We start from the raw sequence: 19,989 nt of genomic DNA on the forward strand, positions 1-19,989 counted from the left end.
GCGATTTCGACTGCATGACCGTGTCATCCGTGGTGCCGCACCACGTAGCCATCGTGATGGATGGCAATGGCCGCTGGGCCACCAAACGCTTTCTGCCGCGGCTGGCAGGGCACAAGCAGGGCGTGGATGCACTGCGCCGCTGCGTGCGGGCCTGCATCCAGCGTGGCGTGCGCGTCCTGACCGTGTTCGCGTTCTCGTCAGAGAACTGGAACCGTCCTGCGGACGAGGTGTCGGGCCTGATGTCGCTGCTGGCGACGGCACTGGGCCACGAAGTGCCCAGCCTGTCCAAGGAAGGTGTGCAGCTGCACTTTGTGGGTGAGCGCCAGGGCCTGAGCGCCAAGGTGGCGGCAGGCCTGGTGCAGGCCGAGCAGGCCACCGCGCACAATGAGCGTCTGATCCTGAACGTCTGCTTCAACTATGGCGGCCGCTGGGATGTGGCCCAGGCGGCAGCGCAGCTGGCTGCGCGTGGCGAAGCCATCACCGAAGCCAGCCTGAACGCTGCCATGGCCCTGGCCCATGTGCCCGATCCGGACTTGTTCATCCGTACCGGGGGTGAGCACCGCATCAGCAATTTTCTGCTGTGGCAGTGTGCCTACTCCGAGCTGTTCTTCAGCCCCAGCCTGTGGCCCGACTTTGACGATGCGGCCCTGGATGCGGCGCTTCATGATTACGCCAGCCGGGAGCGACGCTTCGGCAAGACTTCCGCGCAGGTTCAGACAACCGGCGCATCCGCGATGCGCGCCTGAAAGGGGAGTGCAACATGCTCAAGCAGCGTGTGATTACCGCCGTGGTCCTGCTGGCCATCTTGCTGCCCGCGCTGTTCGCCAGCACACCCTTGCCCTTTACCTTGCTGGTGCTGGCCATGGTGGCGGCCGCAGCCTGGGAGTGGGGGCGTCTGAATGGTCTGGGGCAAGCGGGCAGCGTGCTGACGGCGGTCCTTTGCCTCGCGCTCTGTGGCCTGGCATGGCAGCAAGGCTGGCTGGCGCGCAATCTGCAGGTGCTGTGGATCGTGGCGGGCGCTGCCTGGGTGCTGGGCAGTGTGGCACTGATACGGGCAGGGGTACCGGGCTGGTCTACCATCCCCCGCAGCATCCGGCTCGTGGGTGGCGTGCTCGCACTGTGGGCGACCTGGCTGGCAGTGGCCCAGGCCCGAGCGATGGGCGTGAACTTTCTGCTCTCCATCATGGTCCTGGTCTGGGTGGCCGACATCTTTGCCTACTTCGCTGGTCGCACGTTCGGTCTGAAGTTCACCAAAAACAAGTTGGCGCCAGCCATCAGTCCGGGCAAGAGCTGGGAAGGGGTGTGGGGTGGCGCGATCGGTGTGCTGGTGCTGGCGGTGGGCTGGGCCTTGCTGGACCGCCACTACGGCGTGACCGTGCCCAGTTTTTACAGCCATCTGGTGCAGGCTGGCTGGCCGCTGCTGGTGGTGGCGGCCTTGTTCATGGCGGCCATGAGCGTGGTCGGGGATCTGATTGAATCTCTGATCAAGCGCAGTGCGGGTGTCAAGGACAGCAGCAACCTGCTGCCTGGCCATGGCGGCGTGCTGGACCGCATCGACGCGCTGCTGCCCACGCTGCCGCTGGCCATGATGCTGACAACTTTGGTGCATTGATGAAACAACGTTTGACGGTGCTGGGCTCTACGGGCTCGATTGGCACCAATACCCTGGACGTGGTGCGCAGGCACCGCGCTGACTACGAGATTTATGCGCTGAGCGCCGCCACCCAGGTGGACCTGATGCTGGCGCAATGTGCGGAATTCGCGCCCCGGTTTGCCGTGATGGCCAGTGCGCCCCATGCACGCCAACTGGAAGAAAAGCTGAAGGCCAACGGGCTGGCGACGCAGGTGTTGCATGCGGTGGATGCCCTGGAGCGCATCGCATCCGATGCGCCGGTTGATGCGGTGATGGGGGCCATTGTGGGCGCAGCGGGGCTGGCGCCTTGCCTGGCGGCTGCCAAAGCAGGCAAGCGCTTGCTGCTGGCCAACAAGGAGGCCCTGGTGGTGGGCGGTGCGCTGTTCATGGACACGGTGCAGCAGCACGGCTGCACCTTGCTGCCGATCGACAGTGAGCACTCCGCCATCTTCCAGTGCCTGCCGGAAGATCGCAGCACCTGGGCGAGCCGGGTGGACAGCCTGCTGCTGACCGCATCGGGCGGGCCTTTCCGCCAGCGCGATCCGGCCACCCTGGCGCAGATCACGCCGGACCAGGCGTGCGCCCACCCGAATTTCGCCATGGGGCGCAAGATCTCGGTGGACTCCGCCACGATGATGAACAAGGCGCTGGAAGTGATCGAGGCGCGCTGGCTGTTCGGCATGGAGCCGGACCGCATCAAGGTGGTGGTGCACCCGCAGCAGATCGTGCACTCCATGGTGCAGTTCAAGGATGCGTCCATCCTGGCCCAGCTGGGAACGCCCGACATGCGCGTGCCCATCGCCTGCGGTCTGGCCTGGCCCGAGCGCATCGACAGCGGTGTGCAACCGCTGGACTTTGCGAAGTTGAGTGCGCTCACCTTTGAAGAAGCCGATGCGCAGCGCTTCCCGGGGCTGCACCTGTCCTGGCATGCGCTGAAGGCGCCGGAAGGCACGACCACGGTGCTGAATGCGGCCAACGAGGTGGCGGTGGCCGCCTTCCTGGGCGGCCAGCTGCGCTTTGACCGCATCCATGCGGTGAACCTGGAGGCGCTGGAGGCCGTGGTGCCACCGCGTTGCCCGGGATCGCTGGGTGATCTAATGGCGCTGGACCAGGAAGCCCGCGCACGGGCCGTCCATACCGTTCAGCGCTGGGCCGCTTGATTGCTGCTGCGGCCTGCACGCTCAGTGAGCACTTCCTGAAAACCACCGCGAAAGAGGCGTCCTTATGCTGACCGTGCTTGCTTTTGTTGTGGCTCTGGGCATCCTGATTGCCGTGCACGAGTACGGCCACTACCGCATGGCCGTGGCCTGCGGGGTCAAGGTGCTGCGTTTTTCCGTGGGCTTTGGCAAACCCCTGCTGCGCTGGCAAAGCAAGAAGTCCTCAACGGAATTCGTGCTGGGTGCGCTGCCCTTGGGGGGTTATGTGCGCATGCTGGATGAGCGCGAAGCGCCGGTGGATTCCGACGAGCGGCATCTGGCCTTCAACCGCCAACCCTTGCGTTCGCGTGTGGCCATCGTGGCCGCCGGTCCTGCCGCCAATCTGCTGCTGGCCGTGCTGCTGTATGCGTTGGTGAACTGGGTCGGGCTGGAGGAGCCGCGTGCCGTACTGGCTGCGCCGGCGACCGGTTCGGTGGTGGCGCAGGCGGGGTTGCACGGTGGTGAGCGAGTGACCGCTGTGCAGGTGGGGCAGGAGGCGCCGCAGGAGGTGCGTTCCTTCGAGCACCTGCGCTGGGCGCTGACGCAGGCGGCGCTGGAAAAGCAGGATGCGCGCATCACCTGGCAGCGGGCCTCCGGCGACGGGGTGCAAACGACGGAATTGCCCTTGTCCACACTGCCCGGCACCGCGCTTGATGCCAGTCTGGGCGCTGCGATCGGTGTGCAGGTGCCCTGGACCCCGGCGCAGGTGGAGCGCGTGATGGACGCCGGAGCCGCCGCCGCTGCAGGCTTGCAGGCCGGAGATGTGGTGACGCAGGCTTTTGGTGTGCCGGTAGTGGATGGCTTTCAGCTGCGCCAGTTGATACGCCAGCATCCCGAACAGGCCGGTGACTGGACGGTGGTGCGCGGCGGGCAGGAAATGCAGCTGTCGGTCAAGCCCGAAGCCACGCAGGAACAGGATGTGCGCATCGGGCGTGTGGGTGCTTACATCGGCGGTGCGCCGGAGATGGTCATCGTGCGCCTGGGGGCTGCCGAGGGGCTGTGGGCCGGTGTGACCAAGACCTGGGACGTGTCGGTGCTTAGCCTGAAGATGATGGGACGCATGCTGATCGGTGAGGCGTCACTCAAGAATCTGAGCGGGCCTTTGACCATTGCGGATTACGCCGGAAAGTCGGCCAGCATGGGGTGGGTACAGTATCTGGCTTTCCTGGCGCTGATCAGCGTGAGTCTGGGTGTGCTCAACCTGTTGCCACTGCCTGTTCTGGATGGTGGGCACCTGATGTATTATCTTTGGGAAGGTGTCACAGGACGCGCCATCTCCGAATTGTGGATGGAACGGCTGCAAAGGGCCGGCGTCAGTGTGCTTCTCGTCATGATGTGCATCGCTTTTTTTAACGACATCAGCCGCATATTGGGCTAAATTTACGGCCTTCCAGAATTCTGGCGGCGTTCGCTTTCATTCATGAATCAACACTTCAAACGCTTCGGCGCACGCACGGCCACGGCTGCTGCTGCATTGCTTTGCCTGGCACAGGCTGCTTGGGCGCTTGCGCCTTTCAAGGTTCAGGATATTCGTGTGGAGGGCCTGCAGCGTGTGGAGGCAGGCACCATCTTTGCCTCCATGCCGCTGCGCGTGGGCGAACAGTACGATGACGAAAAAGGTGCAGCCGCGATCCGCTCGCTGTTTGCCCTGGGTCTGTTCAAGGACGTGCGCCTGGAAGCCGATGGCGACGTGCTGGTGGTGGTCGTGGAAGAACGCCCATCGATTGCCGATGTGAACTTTGTCGGCACCAAGGAGTTCGACAAGGACACTTTGGTGAAGGCCATGCGCGATGTGGGCCTGGCCGAAGGGCGTCCTTTCGACAAGGCGCTGGCCGATCGCGCGGAGCAGGAACTCAAGCGCCAGTACATCAACCGCAGCCTGTATGGCGCGGACGTGGTGACCACGGTCACGCCGATCGAGCGCAACCGCGTGAATCTGACGTTCTCGGTCACCGAGGGCGAGCCGGCCAAGATCAGCGAAATCCACGTGGTGGGCAACAAGGCTTTCAGCGAATCCACGCTGAAGAAGCAGCTGGACCTGGATACCGGTGGCTGGATGAGCTGGTACACCAAGTCGGACCGCTATGCGCGCAGCAAGCTGAATGCCGACCTGGAAACCCTGCGTTCGTACTATCTGCAGCGCGGCTACCTGGATTTCCGCATCGACTCGACCCAGGTGGCGATCTCTCCGGACAAGGAAAAGATCACCCTGACCATCAATGTGCACGAAGGCGAGCGCTTCGTGGTCTCCGGCGTGTCGCTGGAAGGTAACTACCTGAACCGTGACGATGAGTTCAAGTCGCTGGTGAAGGTGCGCCCCGGTGAGCCGTACAACGCGGACCTGGTGACGGAAACCACCAAGGCCTTCTCGGACCACTTCGGCAACTTTGGCTATGCTTTTGCGCGGGTGGAGGCGGTGCCGGAAGTGGACCGTGAAAACAACCGCGTGCACTTTGTGCTGCGTGCCGATCCTTCGCGCCGTGCCTATGTGCGCCGCATCAATGTCAGCGGCAACGAACGCACGCGCGACGAGGTGCTGCGCCGTGAATTCCGCCAGTACGAATCGTCCTGGTATGACGGTGACAAGATCAAGCTGTCGCGTGACCGCGTGGACCGCTTGGGCTACTTCACCGAAGTCGATGTGGAAACCCAGGAAGTCCCTGGCTCGCCCGACCAGGTGGACCTGGTGGTCAATGTGAAGGAAAAGCCCACCGGCTCCATCCAGCTGGGTGCAGGTTTCTCCAGCGCGGAAAAGGTGACCCTGAGCTTCGGTATCAAGCAGGAGAACGTGTTTGGCTCCGGCAACTACCTGGGCCTGGATGTCAACACCAGCAAGTACAACCGCAACCTGGTGGTGAGCACGACCGATCCCTACTTCACGCAGGACGGCATCTCGCGTACCGTGGATCTGTACTACCGTACCAGCCGCCCCTACTCGTACTACTACGATGGCGTGAGCGTGGATACGAACGATCTGTACAAGATCGTCAGCAAGGGCGCGTCCATCAAGTTTGGCGTGCCGTTCAGCGAGATCGACACCGTGTTCTTCGGTGTCGGCTTTGAACAGACCACCATCAAGGATGGTCTGTACATGCCGGTGGAGTACCAGAGCTACATCAACCAGTTCGGTGCTACCAGCAATGCCATTCCTTTGACGGTGGGCTGGTCGCGCGACAGCCGTGACAGCGCGCTGGCGCCCAATTCAGGTCGTTACCAACGTTTCAATGCTGACTGGTCTGCGGCCGGAGATGCGCGCTACATTCGGGGTAACTACCAGATTCAGCAGTATGTGCCGCTGTCCAAGAGCTTCACCTTCGCCTTCAATGGCGAGTTGGGCTGGGGCAAGGGCTTGAATGGCCGTCCTTTCCCGCTGTTCAAGAATTTCTACTCTGGTGGTCTGGGGTCGGTGCGTGGTTTCGACCAGGGCAGCCTGGGTCCGCGTGGCCAGTCCGTCAATGGCTATGATGGTACGTATCTGGGCGGCGCCAAGAAGCTGACCTTGAATGCCGAATTCATCGCGCCCTTCCCGGGTGCGGGCAACGACAAGACGCTGCGCTGGTTCACTTTCGTGGACGTGGGTAATGTCTTCGGCGAGAATGAGAAATTCACGGCGAGTGATTTGCGCGCATCGGCGGGTATTGGTCTGAGCTGGATTTCTCCGCTGGGGCCGCTGCGTTTGGCATGGGCCAATCCGATCCGTAAAAAGCCGGAAGATCGTCTGCAAAAAATTCAATTCCAAATCGGAACATCGTTTTAAACATGAAAATCTATCAACCCATCGCAGTGGCCTTGCTGTGCGGCGCAGCCGCTGTGTCGGCACAGGCTCAGGATTTCAAGGCCGGTTTTGTCAATACCGACCGCATTTTCCGCGAGGCCAATTCGGCCAAGGCTGCGCAAGCGAAGCTGGAGCAGGAGTTCTCCAAGCGCGAGCGTGAATTGGTGGATATTGGCAACCGTCTGAAGGCAGATTCGGAGAAGTTCGAGCGCGAAGCGCCCACCATGGCCGAAAGCCAGCGTTCGGCCAAGCAGCGTCAGCTGATCGAGCAGGACCGCGAATTCCAGCGCAAGCGCCGTGAATTCCAGGAAGACCTGAATGCCCGCAAGAACGAAGAGCTGTCGCAGGTCCTGGATCGCGCCAACAAGGTGGTGATGCAAGTGGCGGAAGCAGAGAAGTACGACGTGATTCTGCAAGAAGCCGTGTATGTGAACCCCAAGCTCGACATCACGGACAAGGTCATCAAGGCCTTGAACGGCGGCAAGTGATGTAAGTCAGGCTGTTCGACGTGAGTTTGACCTTAGGACAAATAGTCGAAAGCTTGGGGGGGACACTGGTGGAGGGGCAGCCGGATCGCGTGATCCGGCGTATCGCTCCACTGGAGTCTGCGGATGCCGATTCCATCAGCTTTCTCAGCAATCCCAAGTATTTGCCACAACTGGCCGCCTCTCAGGCGGCCTGTGTCGTTGTGGCGCCTGCCCAGCAGGCGGCTGCACAGGTACGTGGCGCCTGCATCGTTGCAGACAATCCGTATCTGTACTTTGCACGGCTGACGCAGCTGTGGAAGCGTGCGCACGCGGATGCGGCTGCTGCAGGCGTGCATGCCAGTGCAGTCATTCACCCGGAGGCGGTGGTGCATCCCTCGGCCACGATCGGTCCGCTGTGTGTGGTCGAGCGCGGTGCTGTCGTGGGTGCGGGCACGGTGCTGAAGTCGCGTGTCACCATCAGCGAATACTGCCAGGTGGGTGAGCGCTGCCTGTTGCACCCGGGTGTGGTGATCGGCGCGGATGGCTTTGGCTTTGCCCAGGAGCGGGGCGTCTGGGTCAAGATCGAGCAGCTGGGGCGCGTGCGCATCGGCAACGATGTGGAGATCGGGGCCAACACCTGTATCGACCGCGGTGCACTGGATGACACCGTGATCTCGGATGGGGTGAAGCTCGACAACCTGGTGCAGATCGGTCACAACGTCCATGTAGGTGAGCACACGGCCATTGCCGGCAATGCCGGTGTGGCCGGTAGTGCGCATATCGGCGCGCATTGCAGTATCGGTGGTGCGTCCAATATCCTGGGGCATTTGAAAATTGCCGACGGTGTGGCGATTTCTCCGACTTCGGTCGTCATGCGCTCGGTCACGCAGCCGGGCCTGTACACTGGCATTTTTCCGCTGGCCACGAATGCCCAGTGGGAAAAGAACGCTGCAACACTCAAACAATTGCATGCACTGCGCGAGCGGATCAAGGCGCTGGAAAAAGCCTTGGGCGCCCCGCGCAGCACAAACGGAAATTGATGATGGATATTCAAGAAATTCTCAAGCAACTGCCCCACCGCTATCCTTTTTTGCTGGTGGACCGCGTGCTGGAGCTTGAGCGCAATACGCGCATCAAGGCAATCAAGAACGTAACGTTCAACGAGCCCTTCTTTACCGGGCACTTCCCTGGCCGCCCGGTGATGCCGGGTGTGCTGATCCTGGAAGCGCTGGCCCAGGCTGCCGGCCTGCTGGCGTTCGACGCCATGGGACAGGTGCCGGATGAAAACAATATCTACTACTTCGTGGGTATCGACTCCGCCCGTTTCAAGCGCCCTGTGGTGCCGGGTGACCAGCTGGCGCTGGAAATCACGATCGACCGTGTGCGTGGCGGTATCTGGAAGTTCAATGCCGTCGCCAGCGTGGACGGCGAAGTGGCTGCAGAAGCCCAGTTGATGTGCACCATGCGCCACGTGGGTTGAGTGAGGTCCTGTGGAACAAGACTGCCTGATTCATCCCAGTGCCATCGTCCATCCCCAGGCGCAGCTCGATAGCACTGTGCGGGTGGGGCCGTACGCCGTGGTGGGGCCCAAGCTGCGCATTGGTGCGCACACCACGGTGGGGCCGCATTGCGTGCTGGAAGGCGACACGGAAATTGGGTGCCATAACCAGATCTTTCAGTTCGCCTCGCTGGGAGCGCAGCCGCAAGACAAAAAGTATGCGGGCGAACCCACGCAACTGATCATCGGCGACCGCAACACCATCCGCGAGTTCTGCACCTTTAATACCGGAACGGTGCAGGATGGCGGTGTGACGCGCATCGGCAATGACAACTGGATCATGGCCTATGTGCACATAGCACACGACTGCGTCGTTGGCCACAACACCATTCTGGCCAACAACGCGACCCTGGCGGGCCATGTGCATGTGGGGGATTGGGTGATTCTGGGTGGCTTGACCGGAGTGCACCAGTTCACGCGGATCGGAGCCCATGCCATGGCAGGCTTTGCCAGCCATATCTCGCAGGATGTGCCGCCCTTCATGATGGTGGATGGCAATCCACTGGCCGTGCGCGGGTTCAATATCGAAGGTCTGCGCCGCCGGGGCTTTGGCGAGCAGCGCCTGCGTGCGGTCAAGCAGATGCACCGTCTGTTGTACCGCCAGGGGCTGACCCTGGAGGCTGCACGTGCAGCCATTGCGGCGCTGGCCGCCGAGTTGCCGGAGGCAGCAGCCGATGTGCAGGCCATGCTGGACTTTCTGGCGGCTTCCCAACGCGGCATTGCCCGCTGATGGCCTGTGACTAGCGATAGCAATGCCCGACTGGCCATGGTGGCCGGCGAGACATCCGGTGACCTGCTGGCCGGCTTGCTGCTGGACGGTGTGCACGCCCGCATGCCCCAGGTGCAGGCCGCAGGCATTGGTGGTCCGCAGATGGCGGCGCGTGGCTTCGATGTCTGGTGGCCCAGCGAAAAACTGGCCGTGCATGGCTACAGCTGGGAGCTGGTGCGCCGCTTGCGCGAAATCCTCTCCATCCGCAAGCAGTTGCGCCAACGCCTGCTGGTGGACAAGCCTGCGGTATTTGTGGGAGTGGATGCACCGGACTTCAACCTGGGGCTGGAGCGGGATCTGCGCGCTGCGGGCATCAAGACGGTGCACTTTGTGTGCCCTTCCATCTGGGCCTGGCGTGCCAACCGGATCGACAAGATCCGGGCTGCAGCAGACCATGTGCTGTGCCTGTTTCCGTTCGAGCCAGCCTTGCTGCAGCAGCATGGCATTGAGGCGACCTATGTCGGCCACCCGCTGGCGGCCGTGATCCCGATGGAGCCTGACAAGGCGGCGGCGCGTGCCAGACTGGGCCTGGCCTTGGACCGCAAGGTGCTGGCCTTGCTGCCGGGCAGCCGTTCTGCGGAAGTGCAGTACATCGCCAAACCGTTTTTTGCGGCGGCGGCGTTGGTGCGGGCGCAGATGCCGGAGGTCCTGGTGGTGGTGCCGGTCGTACCCCAGCATTGGCAGCGCATGCAGCAAGCCGTGCGTGAAGCCGGTGTGCAGGAGTGGGTGCAGCTGGTGCAAGGGCAGTCACACGACGTGCTGGCCGCCTGCGATTGCACCCTGATCGCCAGTGGCACGGCCACGCTGGAGGCGGCGCTGTTCAAGCGCCCGATGGTGATTTCTTACCGCATGCACCCCATCAGCTGGCGGCTGATGCGGCGCAAGCAATTGCAGCCCTGGGTGGGGCTGCCCAATATTCTGTGTTCTGATTTCGTGGTTCCCGAATTACTGCAAGACGCTGCCACGCCCGAGGCGCTGGCGGCCGCAAGCCTGGACTGGCTGCAAGCCTATGACCAGCAGCCTTCCAAGATTGCTGCGCTGCAGGCGCGTTTCAGCGCGCTGCACCACACCCTGTTCCGCGACACTTCTGCGCTGGCTGCCGATGCGATCCAAAAACTCATGTGCCGCTGAGCAGGCTTGCCTGCAGTGGCACGCGCCCGGCCTGGTGGCCGGTGTGGATGAGGCCGGACGCGGCCCCTTGGCGGGCCCGGTGGTGGCGGCGGCGGTGATTCTGGATGATCTGCATCCGATTGCCGGTCTGGCGGACTCCAAAAAGCTCACTGCTGCACGGCGTGAGGCCTTGTTCGATGAAATTCGTGCCAAGGCGCTGTGCTTCTGTATTGCCGAAGCGTCGGTGGAAGAGATCGATCGCCTCAACATCCTGCAGGCCACGATGCTGGCCATGCAGCGCGCCGTCCTCGGCCTGCGTCTGAAGCCTGCGCGTGCGCTGGTGGATGGCAACCGTCTGCCGGTGCTGGAGATGCAGGGCGAAGCCATTGTCAAAGGCGATGCACTGGTGCCGGCCATCTCGGCTGCGTCCATTCTGGCCAAGGTGCACCGCGATCGCTGGTGTGATGGGTTGCACGCCCGTTTTCCGCACTATGGTTTTGCCACGCACAAGGGCTACGGGACGGCGGCGCATCTGTTGGCTTTGCGTGAGTTTGGCGCGTGCCCAGAGCACCGCACTTCATTTTCTCCGGTGACCAAGGTCTTGCAGGCTGCGGCGCTCTCAGTGGGGGGGGGCGCATGATGCAGCACACCATGATTCAGTCGCGTGACAACGCCTTCGTCAAAGAACTGCGCCGTCTCTCCCAGGAAAGTACCGCCTACCGCAAGCAAGGCCAGGTCTGGCTGGAAGGCGACCACCTGTGCCGTGCGGCACTGGCCCGCGGCTTGCGCCCGAAAGTGGCGGTGTTTGCCGAGTCTGTCTGGCCGCAGGTGCCGGCGGAGTGGGTGCAGGCCGCCGGCAAGGCGGTGGTGCTGGCGGACAGCCTGTTTGCGGAGATCAGCAGCCTGGAGTCGCCTGCGCGCATGGGCTACGTGATGGAGTGGGATGCGGGTGCACAGGTCCAGCCTGGCGTGGCCGCGGTGGTGCTGGACCGGGTGCAGGATGCGGGCAATGTGGGCTCCATCTTGCGCAGTGCGGCCGCCTTCGGCTTTGGCCAGATCGTGGCGCTGAAGGGGACGGCCGCGCTGTGGAGCCAGAAGGTGCTGCGTGCCGGCATGGGGGCGCATTTCGGTCTGCATCTGGTGGAGGCTGCATCCATCGCGGAGGTGCAGGCCTTGCAGCTGCCGCTGGTGGTGACCAGCTCCCACCAGGGGACCCTGATCCACGAAGCCGCCTTGCCCTGGCCCTGCGCCTGGGCCATGGGGCACGAAGGGCAGGGTGTGGGCGATGCTCTGATGGAGATGGCGGAGCACCGCATCAGCATTGCCCAGCCTGGAGGGGAGGAGTCGCTGAATGTGGCGGCCGCAGCGGCGATCTGCCTGCATGCCAGCAGCGTAAGCATGTTGCGTGCGCTCGGGTAATCCCGCAGCAAGTCAAAGGGCTGAAGCAGAGAGAGCCTATAATGGGCGGCTTTCAAGCATTCCTTCATACGCCTAGCGACGCTCCCTCGCCATACCCTGCTGACACAAACACTGTCCCCACGCACGTGCGGGGGGCTGCGTTGGGCGTAACCGTAATAAAAAACCGGAGAACCCAGTGCTTTTGTCTCTCAAGGGAGCCTTCCCCCCCGCCATCCTGGCGCTCGCAGACGGCACGGTCTTTATTGGCAACTCGATTGGTGCGCAAGGCACCACGGTGGGCGAAGTCGTTTTCAACACTTCGCTGACCGGCTACCAGGAAATCCTCACCGACCCCAGCTATTGCCAGCAGATCGTGACGCTCACGTATCCGCACATCGGCAACTATGGTGTCAATCCTGAAGACGTCGAAGCCGACAAGATCCATGCCGCAGGTCTGATCATCAAGAACCTGCCTTTGCTGGCCAGCAACTTCCGCAGCACCCAGACGCTGTCCGAGTACCTGGTGGATGGCAAGACGGTCGCCATTGCCAACATCGACACCCGCAAGCTCACGCGTCTGCTGCGTGACAAGGGTGCGCAAAATGGCGCGATTGTCGGCCTGGCGGCTGGTGAGGAAGTGACCCAGGCCAAGATTGACGAAGCCATTGCCGCAGCCCAGGCCGCGCCCGACATGAAGGGGCTGGATCTGGCGAAGGTGGTGACCACGGCCAAGCCCTATCCCTGGACCGAGGCCGAGTGGACGCTGGGTGAAGGCTACGGCCAGCTCGAATCGCCCAAGTTCAAGGTTGTGGCCTATGACTTCGGCGTGAAGAAGAACATTCTGCGCATGCTGGCCGAGCGTGGCTGCGAAGTGACCGTGGTGCCTGCCCAGACGCCCGCCAAGGACGTGCTGGCGCTGAATCCCGATGGCGTGTTCCTGTCCAACGGCCCTGGCGACCCGGCCCCCTGCGACTACGCGATTGCCGCGGCGCAAGAGATCATGGCCTCCGGCAAGCCGCTGTTCGGCATCTGCCTGGGACACCAGATCATGGCCCTGGCCTCCGGTGCCAAGACCTTCAAAATGCAAAACAGCCACCACGGTGCCAACCACCCCGTGAAGGACCTGGATTCCGGCCGTGTGAGCATCACCAGCCAGAACCACGGCTTTGCGGTGGAGCTGGAATCGCTGCCCGCCAACGTGCGCGCCACGCACATCAGCCTGTTTGACGGCACGCTGCAAGGTCTGGAGCGCACCGATGTGCCCGCCTTCTGCTTCCAGGGCCACCCCGAGGCATCGCCCGGCCCGCACGATATTGGCTACCTGTTCGACCGCTTCACAGCGCTGATGGAGAAACACAACAATGCCTAAGCGCAACGACCTTAAAAGCATTCTGATCATTGGCGCCGGTCCCATCGTGATCGGTCAGGCCTGCGAGTTTGACTACTCCGGCGTGCAGGCCTGCAAGGCCCTGCGCGAAGAGGGTTACAAAGTCATTCTGATCAACAGCAACCCTGCCACGATCATGACCGACCCGGCCACGGCCGACGTCACCTACATCGAGCCCATCACCTGGCAGACGGTCGAGAAGATCATCGCCAAGGAACGTCCCGATGCCATTTTGCCCACCATGGGTGGCCAGACCGCGCTGAACTGTGCGCTGGACCTGTGGAAGCACGGCGTGCTGGACAAGTACCAGGTGGAGCTGATCGGTGCCAAGCCGGAAGCCATCGACAAGGCCGAAGACCGCCTGAAGTTCAAGGACGCCATGACCAAGATCGGTCTGGGTTCTGCGCGCTCCGGTATCGCCCACAGCATGGACGAAGCCTGGGATGTGCAAAAGAAGGTGGGCTTCCCCACCGTGATCCGCCCCAGCTTCACGCTGGGCGGCACGGGCGGCGGTATCGCCTACAACTCGGAAGAGTTCGAAACCATCTGCAAGCGCGGTCTGGAAGCCTCTCCCACCAATGAGCTGCTGATCGAAGAGTCGCTGCTGGGCTGGAAAGAGTACGAGATGGAAGTGGTGCGCGATACCGCGGACAACTGCATCATCGTCTGCTCCATCGAAAACCTGGACCCCATGGGGGTGCACACCGGTGACTCCATCACCGTGGCGCCGGCACAGACGCTGACCGACAAGGAATACCAGATCATGCGCAATGCATCGCTGGCTGTTCTGCGCGAAATCGGCGTGGACACCGGCGGCTCCAACGTGCAGTTCTCGGTGAACCCCAAGGACGGTCGCATGATCGTCATCGAGATGAACCCCCGCGTCTCGCGTTCCTCGGCGCTGGCGTCCAAGGCCACCGGCTTCCCCATCGCCAAGATCGCGGCCAAGCTGGCCGTGGGCTTTACGCTGGACGAGCTGAAGAACGAAATCACCGGCGGCAAGACCCCGGCGTCGTTCGAGCCTTCGATCGACTACGTGGTCACCAAGATCCCGCGTTTCGCGTTCGAGAAGTTCCCCGCTGCCGACAACCGCCTGACCACGCAGATGAAGTCCGTGGGTGAGGTGATGGCCATCGGCCGTACCTTCCAGGAATCCTTCCAGAAGGCCCTGCGCGGTCTGGAAGTGGGCGTGGACGGCATGAACGAGAAGACCCAGGACCGCGAAATCCTGGAAAAGGAACTGGGCGAGCCCGGTCCCGACCGCATCTGGTATGTGGGTGACGCGTTTGCGGCCGGCTGGACGCTGGACGAAGTGCACAGCATCACCAAGATCGACAAGTGGTTCCTGGTGCAGATCGAAGAGATCGTGAAGATCGAGCTCGAGCTGGACCAGCTGGCAGCTGCCAAGGGTGACGGCGCACTGGCATCGCTGGATGCGCAGACCCTGCGTACCCTGAAGCAAAAGGGCTTCTCGGACCGCCGCCTGGCCAAGCTGCTGCACACCACCGACCAGGCGGTGCGTGAAGCGCGCAAGGCCCTGAAGGTGCGCCCCGTGTTCAAGCGTGTGGACACCTGTGCGGCCGAATTTGCCTCCAACACGGCGTACATGTACTCCACGTACGACGAGGAATGCGAAGCCGCGCCCACCGACAAAAAGAAGATCATGGTGCTGGGCGGTGGCCCGAACCGCATCGGCCAGGGCATCGAGTTCGACTACTGCTGCGTGCACGCCGCCATGGCCATGCGCGAAGATGGTTATGAAACCATCATGGTCAACTGCAACCCCGAGACCGTGTCGACCGACTATGACACATCCGATCGCCTGTACTTCGAACCGCTGACGCTGGAAGACGTGCTGGAGATCGTGGCCGTCGAGCAGCCTGCTGGCGTGATCGTGCAGTACGGCGGCCAGACGCCGCTGAAGCTGGCCCTGGGGCTGGAAAAAGAAGGCGTGCCCATCATCGGCACCTCGCCCGACATGATCGATGCGGCGGAAGACCGCGAGCGCTTCCAGCGCCTGCTGCAGCAACTGAACCTGCTGCAGCCGCCCAATGCCACGGCCCGTACCGAAGCCGAAGCGCTGGAAAAGGCGGCCGGCCTGGGCTATCCGCTGGTGGTGCGTCCTTCCTATGTGCTGGGTGGCCGTGCGATGGAAATCGTGCACGAGCAGCGCGATCTGGAGCGCTACATGCGCGAAGCCGTGAAGGTCTCCAACGACTCGCCCGTGCTGCTGGATCACTTCCTGTCCAATGCCATCGAGTGCGATGTGGACTGCGTGCGCGACCGCGAAGGCAAGGTCTTCATCGGTGGGGTGATGGAGCACATCGAGCAAGCTGGCGTGCACTCCGGTGACTCTGCCTGCTCGCTGCCCCCTTACTACCTGAAGGCCGAGACCGTGGCCGAGATCAAGCGCCAGACGGCCGAGATGGCCCATGGCCTGAACGTGGTCGGCCTGATGAACGTGCAGTTCGCCATCAAGGAAGTGGACGGCAAGGACGTGATCTACGTGCTGGAAGTGAACCCCCGCGCTTCGCGCACGGTGCCGTTCGTCTCCAAGGCCACGGGTATCCAGCTGGCCAAGGTGGCTGCACGCTGCATGGTGGGCGATACGCTGGCCGATCAGGGCGTCACCAAGGAAGTGACGCCGCCGTACTTCAGCGTCAAGGAAGCCGTGTTCCCGTTCGTGAAGTTCCCCGGTGTGGACACCATCCTCGGCCCCGAGATGAAGTCCACCGGTGAAGTCATGGGTGTGGGCAAGACCTTTGGCGAAGCCTTTGTGAAGAGCCAGCTGGGCGCCGGCGTCAAGCTGCCGACCGAAGGCAAGGTGTTCCTGACCGTGAAGAACAATGACAAGTCCCGCGCCGTGGCGATTGCCAAGGAGCTGGTTGCCATGGGCTTCACGCTGTGCGCCACGCGCGGCACGGCCGCTGCGATTGCCGAAGCCGGTGTGGAAGTGCAGACCGTGAACAAGGTCACCGAAGGCCGCCCCCACATCGTGGACATGATTAAGAACAACGAGATTGCCTTGGTCATCAACACGGTGGAAGAGCGCCGCAATGCCATCGCCGACTCGCGCGCCATCCGTACCAGCGCCTTGCTGGCCCGGGTGACCACCTTCACCACCATCTTTGGTGCGGAAGCGGCGGTCGACGGGATGAAGGCCCTGCGCGGCAATCTGGATGTGTACTCGGTGCAGGAGCTGCACGCTCAGCTGACGCATTGATGGGGCACGGCCCGGACAGCCCGACGGGGCTGCCGGGTTTTACCGGAGGGATGCCGTGGCAAACACGGCATAATGGCCGGTAATGAATTGACAAGAACCGCCGCGCGGCAACGTGCGGCGGTTTGCTTTTGGGGCACGGGCCCCTGTCCGGCGTGGTCCGGCAAGGCCCTGCCAGGAGTGCCGCGAGCTGTGCGGTGTTTGCTGAATTTGGAGACTTGACTATGGCCACCATCCCCATCACCAAGCGCGGAGCGGAAAAGCTCAAGGTGGAACTGCAGCGCCTGAAGACGGTGGAGCGTCCTGCCGTGATCCAGGCCATCGCCGAAGCGCGTGCCCAGGGCGATCTGAGCGAAAACGCCGAGTACGAATCCGCCAAGGAACACCAGGGCTTTGTCGAAGGCCGCATCGGCGAAATCGAAGGCAAGCTGTCGGCTGCCCAGATCATTGACCCTTCGGCGCTGGACGCTGGAGGCCGCGTGGTGTTTGGCGCCACGGTGGATCTGGAAGACGAAGACAGCGGCGTGGCGGTGACCTACCAGATCGTGGGCGAGGATGAAGCCGACCTGAAGCTGGGTCTGATCAACGTGTCCAGCCCCATTGCCCGTGCCCTGATCGGCAAGGAAGAGGGCGATGTGGCCGTGGTCCAAGCCCCGGGTGGCGAGCGCCGCTACGAGGTGGTCGCGGTCAAGTACCTCTGAACGCGGTTTCACCCCCGCCGGCCATGACACCGCTGCAAGCACGCCTTCCGCTGCTGCTGGCTGCCCTGTGGTGGGGGAGCCTGACGGCCATGGGGGGCGTGGCCGTGCCGGTGCTGCAGGCGCACCTGCCATCACCCACCCAGGCGGCTGCGGCGTGCGCTGCGCTGCTGGCTGCACAGACCTGGATTTCCATCGCATGCTGCGCGCTGCTGCTGGTGGTTTCCAAGCGGAAGTACGCCGAAAGGCAGGAGGCCTGGGCGCAAGCCGCCATGGTGTTCGTGCTGGGCGGCTTGTTGCTGGCGCTGGTGGCGCAATACGGTGTGGCGCCGCGAGTGGCGGCCAGGCAGGGCGCCGTCTGGCAGTACGCCGCCGTGGCCTTGCATGTGCTGCAGTGGTGCTGTGCGCTGTGCACCTTGTGGAAGGTGGCCGCGTTGGCGTTGGCGTTGGCGGGACGGGACGATGCGGAGGCTACGCCACCGGCTTGATGTCTCGCAGAAGGAACGCGTGCCTGCTGGCAGTGCTGCCGGATGGTCGGTGGCCAGAGCCGTGGGCAATCTGTCACCGGCAGGCCATAAAAAAAGCAGTCCATCGGACTGCTTTTTTGCTGGTGCCATGCACCCGCCGTCAGCGGCAGGGTGCTTTCGAGTGGCGCTTATTCGCGCCAGTGTTCGGCCACCCAGCGGGCGGGCTTGATGAAGCGAAAACGCCGGTTGCGGCGACCGGCCAATGCGTCGGGCGGGTTGCACTCTCCGTGGAAGATGACGATGCGCGCACCTTCGGGCACAAAAGGCTCTTTCCAGTAGTTGGTGGGCCAGCTCGGAATGCCGTGGTATTTGAAGCTGGGGCACCACTCGGCGGGCCAGTACTGGAGCTTGCCTTGCTTGTGCAGAAAGTCCGACAGATAGGCCTGTTCGTTGCGGAACTGCTTGCGGATTTCCTCGAAGTGGCCGCGGAAATATTCCAGCACATCCGGATGAGCGCCCAGCTCGAAGCGGTACACCGACGAGTTGCCGGTGATGCGCCAGGGCCGCTTGTGGTCGTGGATGATGAGAAAGTCACCGGGGTAGGTGAAGAACTCGTCCAGCGGGCCGGTGATGACCACATCCACATCCAGGAACAGGGCCGTGCCCTTCAGTCCGTGCAGATCGGCGGAGAAGGTGGTCAGCTTGGTCCAGCCGCGTTCAGGGATGCCAGCGGGCAGGTCCAGCGAGGGAATGGGCAGGCATTCCACCTCGGAACGAATCCCTTCGCTGTTGTCGGTCAGGCAGACAAAGCGAAAATCTCCCTTGAGATGGCGGCGCACCATGGCGTAGAGACGGTTGACGTACTCCGGGCCGTACTTGGTACCCCACTTCATGCAGAGGATGTGGCGCTCAGGCGTCGCCGATGTCGTATTCAGTGCCATGGCAGGTGTGTCGTGGGCGTGCGCGACAGCGCTCAACCCAGGCGGCTTTTCTTGACCGATTTTTGCTTGGGCTTGGCGCGCTTGATCTGGCCGCCGGCGGTCAGGCGCTGGTTGCCCAGCACGCGCAGCTGCTTGACCTCAGGGCGCTGACCGGCCTTGCCGAACTTCAGCACCTTCACGTCGCGTGGGCCGGGCATGCGGTCTTCATCAAAGGCCTTTTCCTTTTCAGGAATCGGGCGCCACAGCACCAGCAGCTTGCCGATGTGCTGGATGGGGGCCGCGTTCAGCTCGTCGCACAGCTGTTGGTAGATCTGGTCGCGGGTGGCGCGTTCGTCGCCGAAGACGCGGACCTTGATCAGGCCGTGGGCATTCAGTGCCGCATCCACTTCTTTCTGAACTGCGGGTGTGAGGCCGTCACCACCGATCAGGACCACGGGGTCCAGGTGGTGGGCGTTGGCGCGGTGTTCCCGGCGCTCTGCGGGAGTCAATTCAATTTGGGGCATGGGCCGTATTATCGAGGCAGGAAGAATTTCGCATGAAGATCAATACCAAAAGCAAGAAAGTGGATAAGGCATGGCTCAACAACCATGTCAACGATCCCTATGTTCAGGCCGCACAGAAAGACGGCTACCGGGCCCGTGCGGCCTACAAGTTGAAGGAGATCGATGAGGCGCTCAAGCTGATCCATCCCGGTGACATTGTGGTGGATCTGGGCTGTGCACCCGGTGCGTGGAGCCAGTACCTGCGCCGCAAGCTGGCCCCCAAGGGAGCCGCCGTAGGGGGCTTGAATGGCACCATCATCTCGCTGGACCTGCTGCCGATGGAATCCATTGAAGGCGTGCACTTCATCCAGGGCGACTTCCGCGAGGAACCGGTGCTGGCGCAGCTGGAAGAGGCGGTGCAGGGACGGGCGGTGGATGTGGTGGTGTCGGACATGGCCCCAAACCTGTCGGGTAATTCCACGACGGACGGCGCGCGCATCACCCACCTGATTGAGCTGGCGGTCGATTTCGCGACCCACCACCTCAAGCCCGAGGGGGCGCTGGTGGTCAAGTTGTTCCACGGTCCCGGTTATGACGAGCTGGTGGCCCTGTTCCGCCAGACTTTTCGCACGGTCAAGACGTTCAAGCCCAAATCCTCGCGCATCCGTTCATCGGAAACATTCCTGATCGGAATGGGACTCAAGACCTGATGCCACTTTGATGTGGATCAGCCGCGGGTGTTGCCCCCTCCGCTGGGCGGATATTTCCCGGAGACCTATCGCCTTGGCAGGAATAAGGTTTCGATCCGCATGCTTGAAACACCTAAAATGCATCCCATATGGATGACATCGTCCGTATGTGCATGAATTTCGCCTTTTTCATTGGAGC

At 62.7% G+C, this 19,989-nt stretch carries 19 protein-coding genes; 17 read left to right on the forward strand and 2 right to left on the reverse strand.

Annotated elements, in window-relative coordinates:
- Nucleotides 1–14: 14 nt before the first annotated feature.
- From uppS to KW830_RS16930, 16 genes are all read left to right on the forward strand, one after another.
- Nucleotides 15–746, forward strand: a complete 732-nt coding sequence (gene uppS / locus KW830_RS16855; RefSeq protein WP_066536270.1) for a polyprenyl diphosphate synthase — start codon at nucleotides 15–17, stop codon at nucleotides 744–746.
- A gap of 14 nt (nucleotides 747–760) precedes the next feature.
- Nucleotides 761–1,612 carry a phosphatidate cytidylyltransferase gene (locus KW830_RS16860; protein ID WP_218333819.1) on the forward strand — a complete coding sequence of 284 codons (852 nt, stop codon included), beginning with the start codon at nucleotides 761–763 and terminating at the stop codon, nucleotides 1,610–1,612.
- Nucleotides 1,612–2,793, forward strand: coding sequence for a 1-deoxy-D-xylulose-5-phosphate reductoisomerase (gene ispC, locus KW830_RS16865; protein WP_066536260.1), 1,182 nt, complete (start codon nucleotides 1,612–1,614; stop codon nucleotides 2,791–2,793). The genes KW830_RS16860 and ispC overlap by 1 nt, the downstream gene beginning before the upstream one ends.
- Before the next feature lie 64 nt (nucleotides 2,794–2,857).
- Nucleotides 2,858–4,207 carry an RIP metalloprotease RseP gene (rseP, locus tag KW830_RS16870; RefSeq protein WP_218333820.1) on the forward strand — a complete coding sequence of 450 codons (1,350 nt, stop codon included), beginning with the start codon at nucleotides 2,858–2,860 and terminating at the stop codon, nucleotides 4,205–4,207.
- Nucleotides 4,208–4,249: 42 nt separating this feature from the next.
- Complete coding sequence (gene bamA, locus KW830_RS16875) at nucleotides 4,250–6,586, forward strand: outer membrane protein assembly factor BamA (protein ID WP_192332966.1); 2,337 nt, start codon at nucleotides 4,250–4,252, stop codon at nucleotides 6,584–6,586.
- Nucleotides 6,587–6,588: 2 nt separating this feature from the next.
- Nucleotides 6,589–7,092 (forward strand): OmpH family outer membrane protein, encoded by a 504-nt coding sequence (locus tag KW830_RS16880; protein WP_066536253.1) that lies wholly within the window; start codon nucleotides 6,589–6,591, stop codon nucleotides 7,090–7,092.
- A gap of 20 nt (nucleotides 7,093–7,112) precedes the next feature.
- On the forward strand, nucleotides 7,113–8,111 hold the full coding sequence (gene lpxD / locus KW830_RS16885; protein ID WP_218333821.1) for a UDP-3-O-(3-hydroxymyristoyl)glucosamine N-acyltransferase: 999 nt from the start codon (nucleotides 7,113–7,115) through the stop codon (nucleotides 8,109–8,111).
- On the forward strand, nucleotides 8,111–8,551 hold the full coding sequence (fabZ, locus tag KW830_RS16890; protein ID WP_003053425.1) for a 3-hydroxyacyl-ACP dehydratase FabZ: 441 nt from the start codon (nucleotides 8,111–8,113) through the stop codon (nucleotides 8,549–8,551). Before lpxD ends, fabZ begins: the two co-directional genes overlap by 1 nt.
- Before the next feature lie 10 nt (nucleotides 8,552–8,561).
- Complete coding sequence (gene lpxA, locus KW830_RS16895; RefSeq protein WP_272971875.1) at nucleotides 8,562–9,359, forward strand: acyl-ACP--UDP-N-acetylglucosamine O-acyltransferase; 798 nt, start codon at nucleotides 8,562–8,564, stop codon at nucleotides 9,357–9,359.
- Between the two features lie 36 nt (nucleotides 9,360–9,395).
- Nucleotides 9,396–10,529: a lipid-A-disaccharide synthase gene (lpxB, locus tag KW830_RS16900; protein ID WP_218334041.1), complete on the forward strand. Its 1,134-nt coding sequence runs from the start codon at nucleotides 9,396–9,398 to the stop codon at nucleotides 10,527–10,529.
- The gene (gene rnhB, locus KW830_RS16905; protein WP_066535907.1) at nucleotides 10,501–11,148 is read left to right on the forward strand and encodes a ribonuclease HII; all 648 of its coding nucleotides are present in this window, start codon (nucleotides 10,501–10,503) and stop codon (nucleotides 11,146–11,148) included. The genes lpxB and rnhB overlap by 29 nt, the downstream gene beginning before the upstream one ends.
- Nucleotides 11,145–11,927 carry an RNA methyltransferase gene (locus tag KW830_RS16910; protein WP_218333822.1) on the forward strand — a complete coding sequence of 261 codons (783 nt, stop codon included), beginning with the start codon at nucleotides 11,145–11,147 and terminating at the stop codon, nucleotides 11,925–11,927. Before rnhB ends, KW830_RS16910 begins: the two co-directional genes overlap by 4 nt.
- A gap of 175 nt (nucleotides 11,928–12,102) precedes the next feature.
- The gene (carA, locus tag KW830_RS16915) at nucleotides 12,103–13,275 is read left to right on the forward strand and encodes a glutamine-hydrolyzing carbamoyl-phosphate synthase small subunit (protein WP_218333823.1); all 1,173 of its coding nucleotides are present in this window, start codon (nucleotides 12,103–12,105) and stop codon (nucleotides 13,273–13,275) included.
- The gene (gene carB / locus KW830_RS16920) at nucleotides 13,268–16,516 is read left to right on the forward strand and encodes a carbamoyl-phosphate synthase large subunit (protein WP_218333824.1); all 3,249 of its coding nucleotides are present in this window, start codon (nucleotides 13,268–13,270) and stop codon (nucleotides 16,514–16,516) included. The genes carA and carB overlap by 8 nt, the downstream gene beginning before the upstream one ends.
- Nucleotides 16,517–16,737: 221 nt before the next feature.
- A complete protein-coding gene (gene greA, locus KW830_RS16925) occupies nucleotides 16,738–17,214 on the forward strand; it encodes a transcription elongation factor GreA (protein ID WP_066535897.1) in 477 nt (158 codons plus the stop codon).
- A 23-nt stretch (nucleotides 17,215–17,237) separates the two neighbouring features.
- Nucleotides 17,238–17,699, forward strand: a complete 462-nt coding sequence (locus tag KW830_RS16930) for a DUF4149 domain-containing protein (RefSeq protein WP_370626150.1) — start codon at nucleotides 17,238–17,240, stop codon at nucleotides 17,697–17,699.
- 167 nt (nucleotides 17,700–17,866) lie between these two features.
- Here KW830_RS16930 and KW830_RS16935 read toward each other — a convergent pair whose 3' ends face one another.
- Nucleotides 17,867–18,619, reverse strand: a complete 753-nt coding sequence (locus KW830_RS16935; protein WP_066535894.1) for a glycosyltransferase — start codon at nucleotides 18,617–18,619, stop codon at nucleotides 17,867–17,869.
- Between the two features lie 32 nt (nucleotides 18,620–18,651).
- Complete coding sequence (locus tag KW830_RS16940; RefSeq protein WP_066535891.1) at nucleotides 18,652–19,122, reverse strand: YhbY family RNA-binding protein; 471 nt, start codon at nucleotides 19,120–19,122, stop codon at nucleotides 18,652–18,654.
- Nucleotides 19,123–19,154: 32 nt separating this feature from the next.
- Between KW830_RS16940 and KW830_RS16945 the strand changes: the two genes are divergently transcribed.
- On the forward strand, nucleotides 19,155–19,811 hold the full coding sequence (locus KW830_RS16945; RefSeq protein WP_218333825.1) for an RlmE family RNA methyltransferase: 657 nt from the start codon (nucleotides 19,155–19,157) through the stop codon (nucleotides 19,809–19,811).
- Nucleotides 19,812–19,989: the final 178 nt, after the last annotated feature.

The sequence above is a fragment of the Comamonas sp. CMM03 genome (assembly GCF_019218715.1).
Lineage (GTDB): Bacteria > Pseudomonadota > Gammaproteobacteria > Burkholderiales > Burkholderiaceae_C > Comamonas > Comamonas terrigena.

Bases quoted from the DNA above. Each gene is read 5' to 3' on its own strand.
- uppS (WP_066536270.1), top strand. From the start codon at position 15: ATGACCGTGTCATCCGTGGTGCCGCACCACGTAGCCATCGTGATGGAT.
- KW830_RS16860 (WP_218333819.1), top strand. From the start codon at position 761: ATGCTCAAGCAGCGTGTGATTACCGCCGTGGTCCTGCTGGCCATCTTG.
- ispC (WP_066536260.1), top strand. From the start codon at position 1,612: ATGAAACAACGTTTGACGGTGCTGGGCTCTACGGGCTCGATTGGCACC.
- rseP (WP_218333820.1), top strand. From the start codon at position 2,858: ATGCTGACCGTGCTTGCTTTTGTTGTGGCTCTGGGCATCCTGATTGCC.
- bamA (WP_192332966.1), top strand. From the start codon at position 4,250: ATGAATCAACACTTCAAACGCTTCGGCGCACGCACGGCCACGGCTGCT.
- KW830_RS16880 (WP_066536253.1), top strand. From the start codon at position 6,589: ATGAAAATCTATCAACCCATCGCAGTGGCCTTGCTGTGCGGCGCAGCC.
- fabZ (WP_003053425.1), top strand. From the start codon at position 8,111: ATGATGGATATTCAAGAAATTCTCAAGCAACTGCCCCACCGCTATCCT.
- lpxB (WP_218334041.1), top strand. From the start codon at position 9,396: ATGGTGGCCGGCGAGACATCCGGTGACCTGCTGGCCGGCTTGCTGCTG.
- rnhB (WP_066535907.1), top strand. From the start codon at position 10,501: ATGCGATCCAAAAACTCATGTGCCGCTGAGCAGGCTTGCCTGCAGTGG.
- KW830_RS16910 (WP_218333822.1), top strand. From the start codon at position 11,145: ATGATGCAGCACACCATGATTCAGTCGCGTGACAACGCCTTCGTCAAA.
- carB (WP_218333824.1), top strand. From the start codon at position 13,268: ATGCCTAAGCGCAACGACCTTAAAAGCATTCTGATCATTGGCGCCGGT.
- greA (WP_066535897.1), top strand. From the start codon at position 16,738: ATGGCCACCATCCCCATCACCAAGCGCGGAGCGGAAAAGCTCAAGGTG.
- KW830_RS16930 (WP_370626150.1), top strand. From the start codon at position 17,238: ATGACACCGCTGCAAGCACGCCTTCCGCTGCTGCTGGCTGCCCTGTGG.
- KW830_RS16935 (WP_066535894.1), bottom strand. From the start codon at position 18,619: ATGGCACTGAATACGACATCGGCGACGCCTGAGCGCCACATCCTCTGC.
- KW830_RS16940 (WP_066535891.1), bottom strand. From the start codon at position 19,122: ATGCCCCAAATTGAATTGACTCCCGCAGAGCGCCGGGAACACCGCGCC.
- KW830_RS16945 (WP_218333825.1), top strand. From the start codon at position 19,155: ATGAAGATCAATACCAAAAGCAAGAAAGTGGATAAGGCATGGCTCAAC.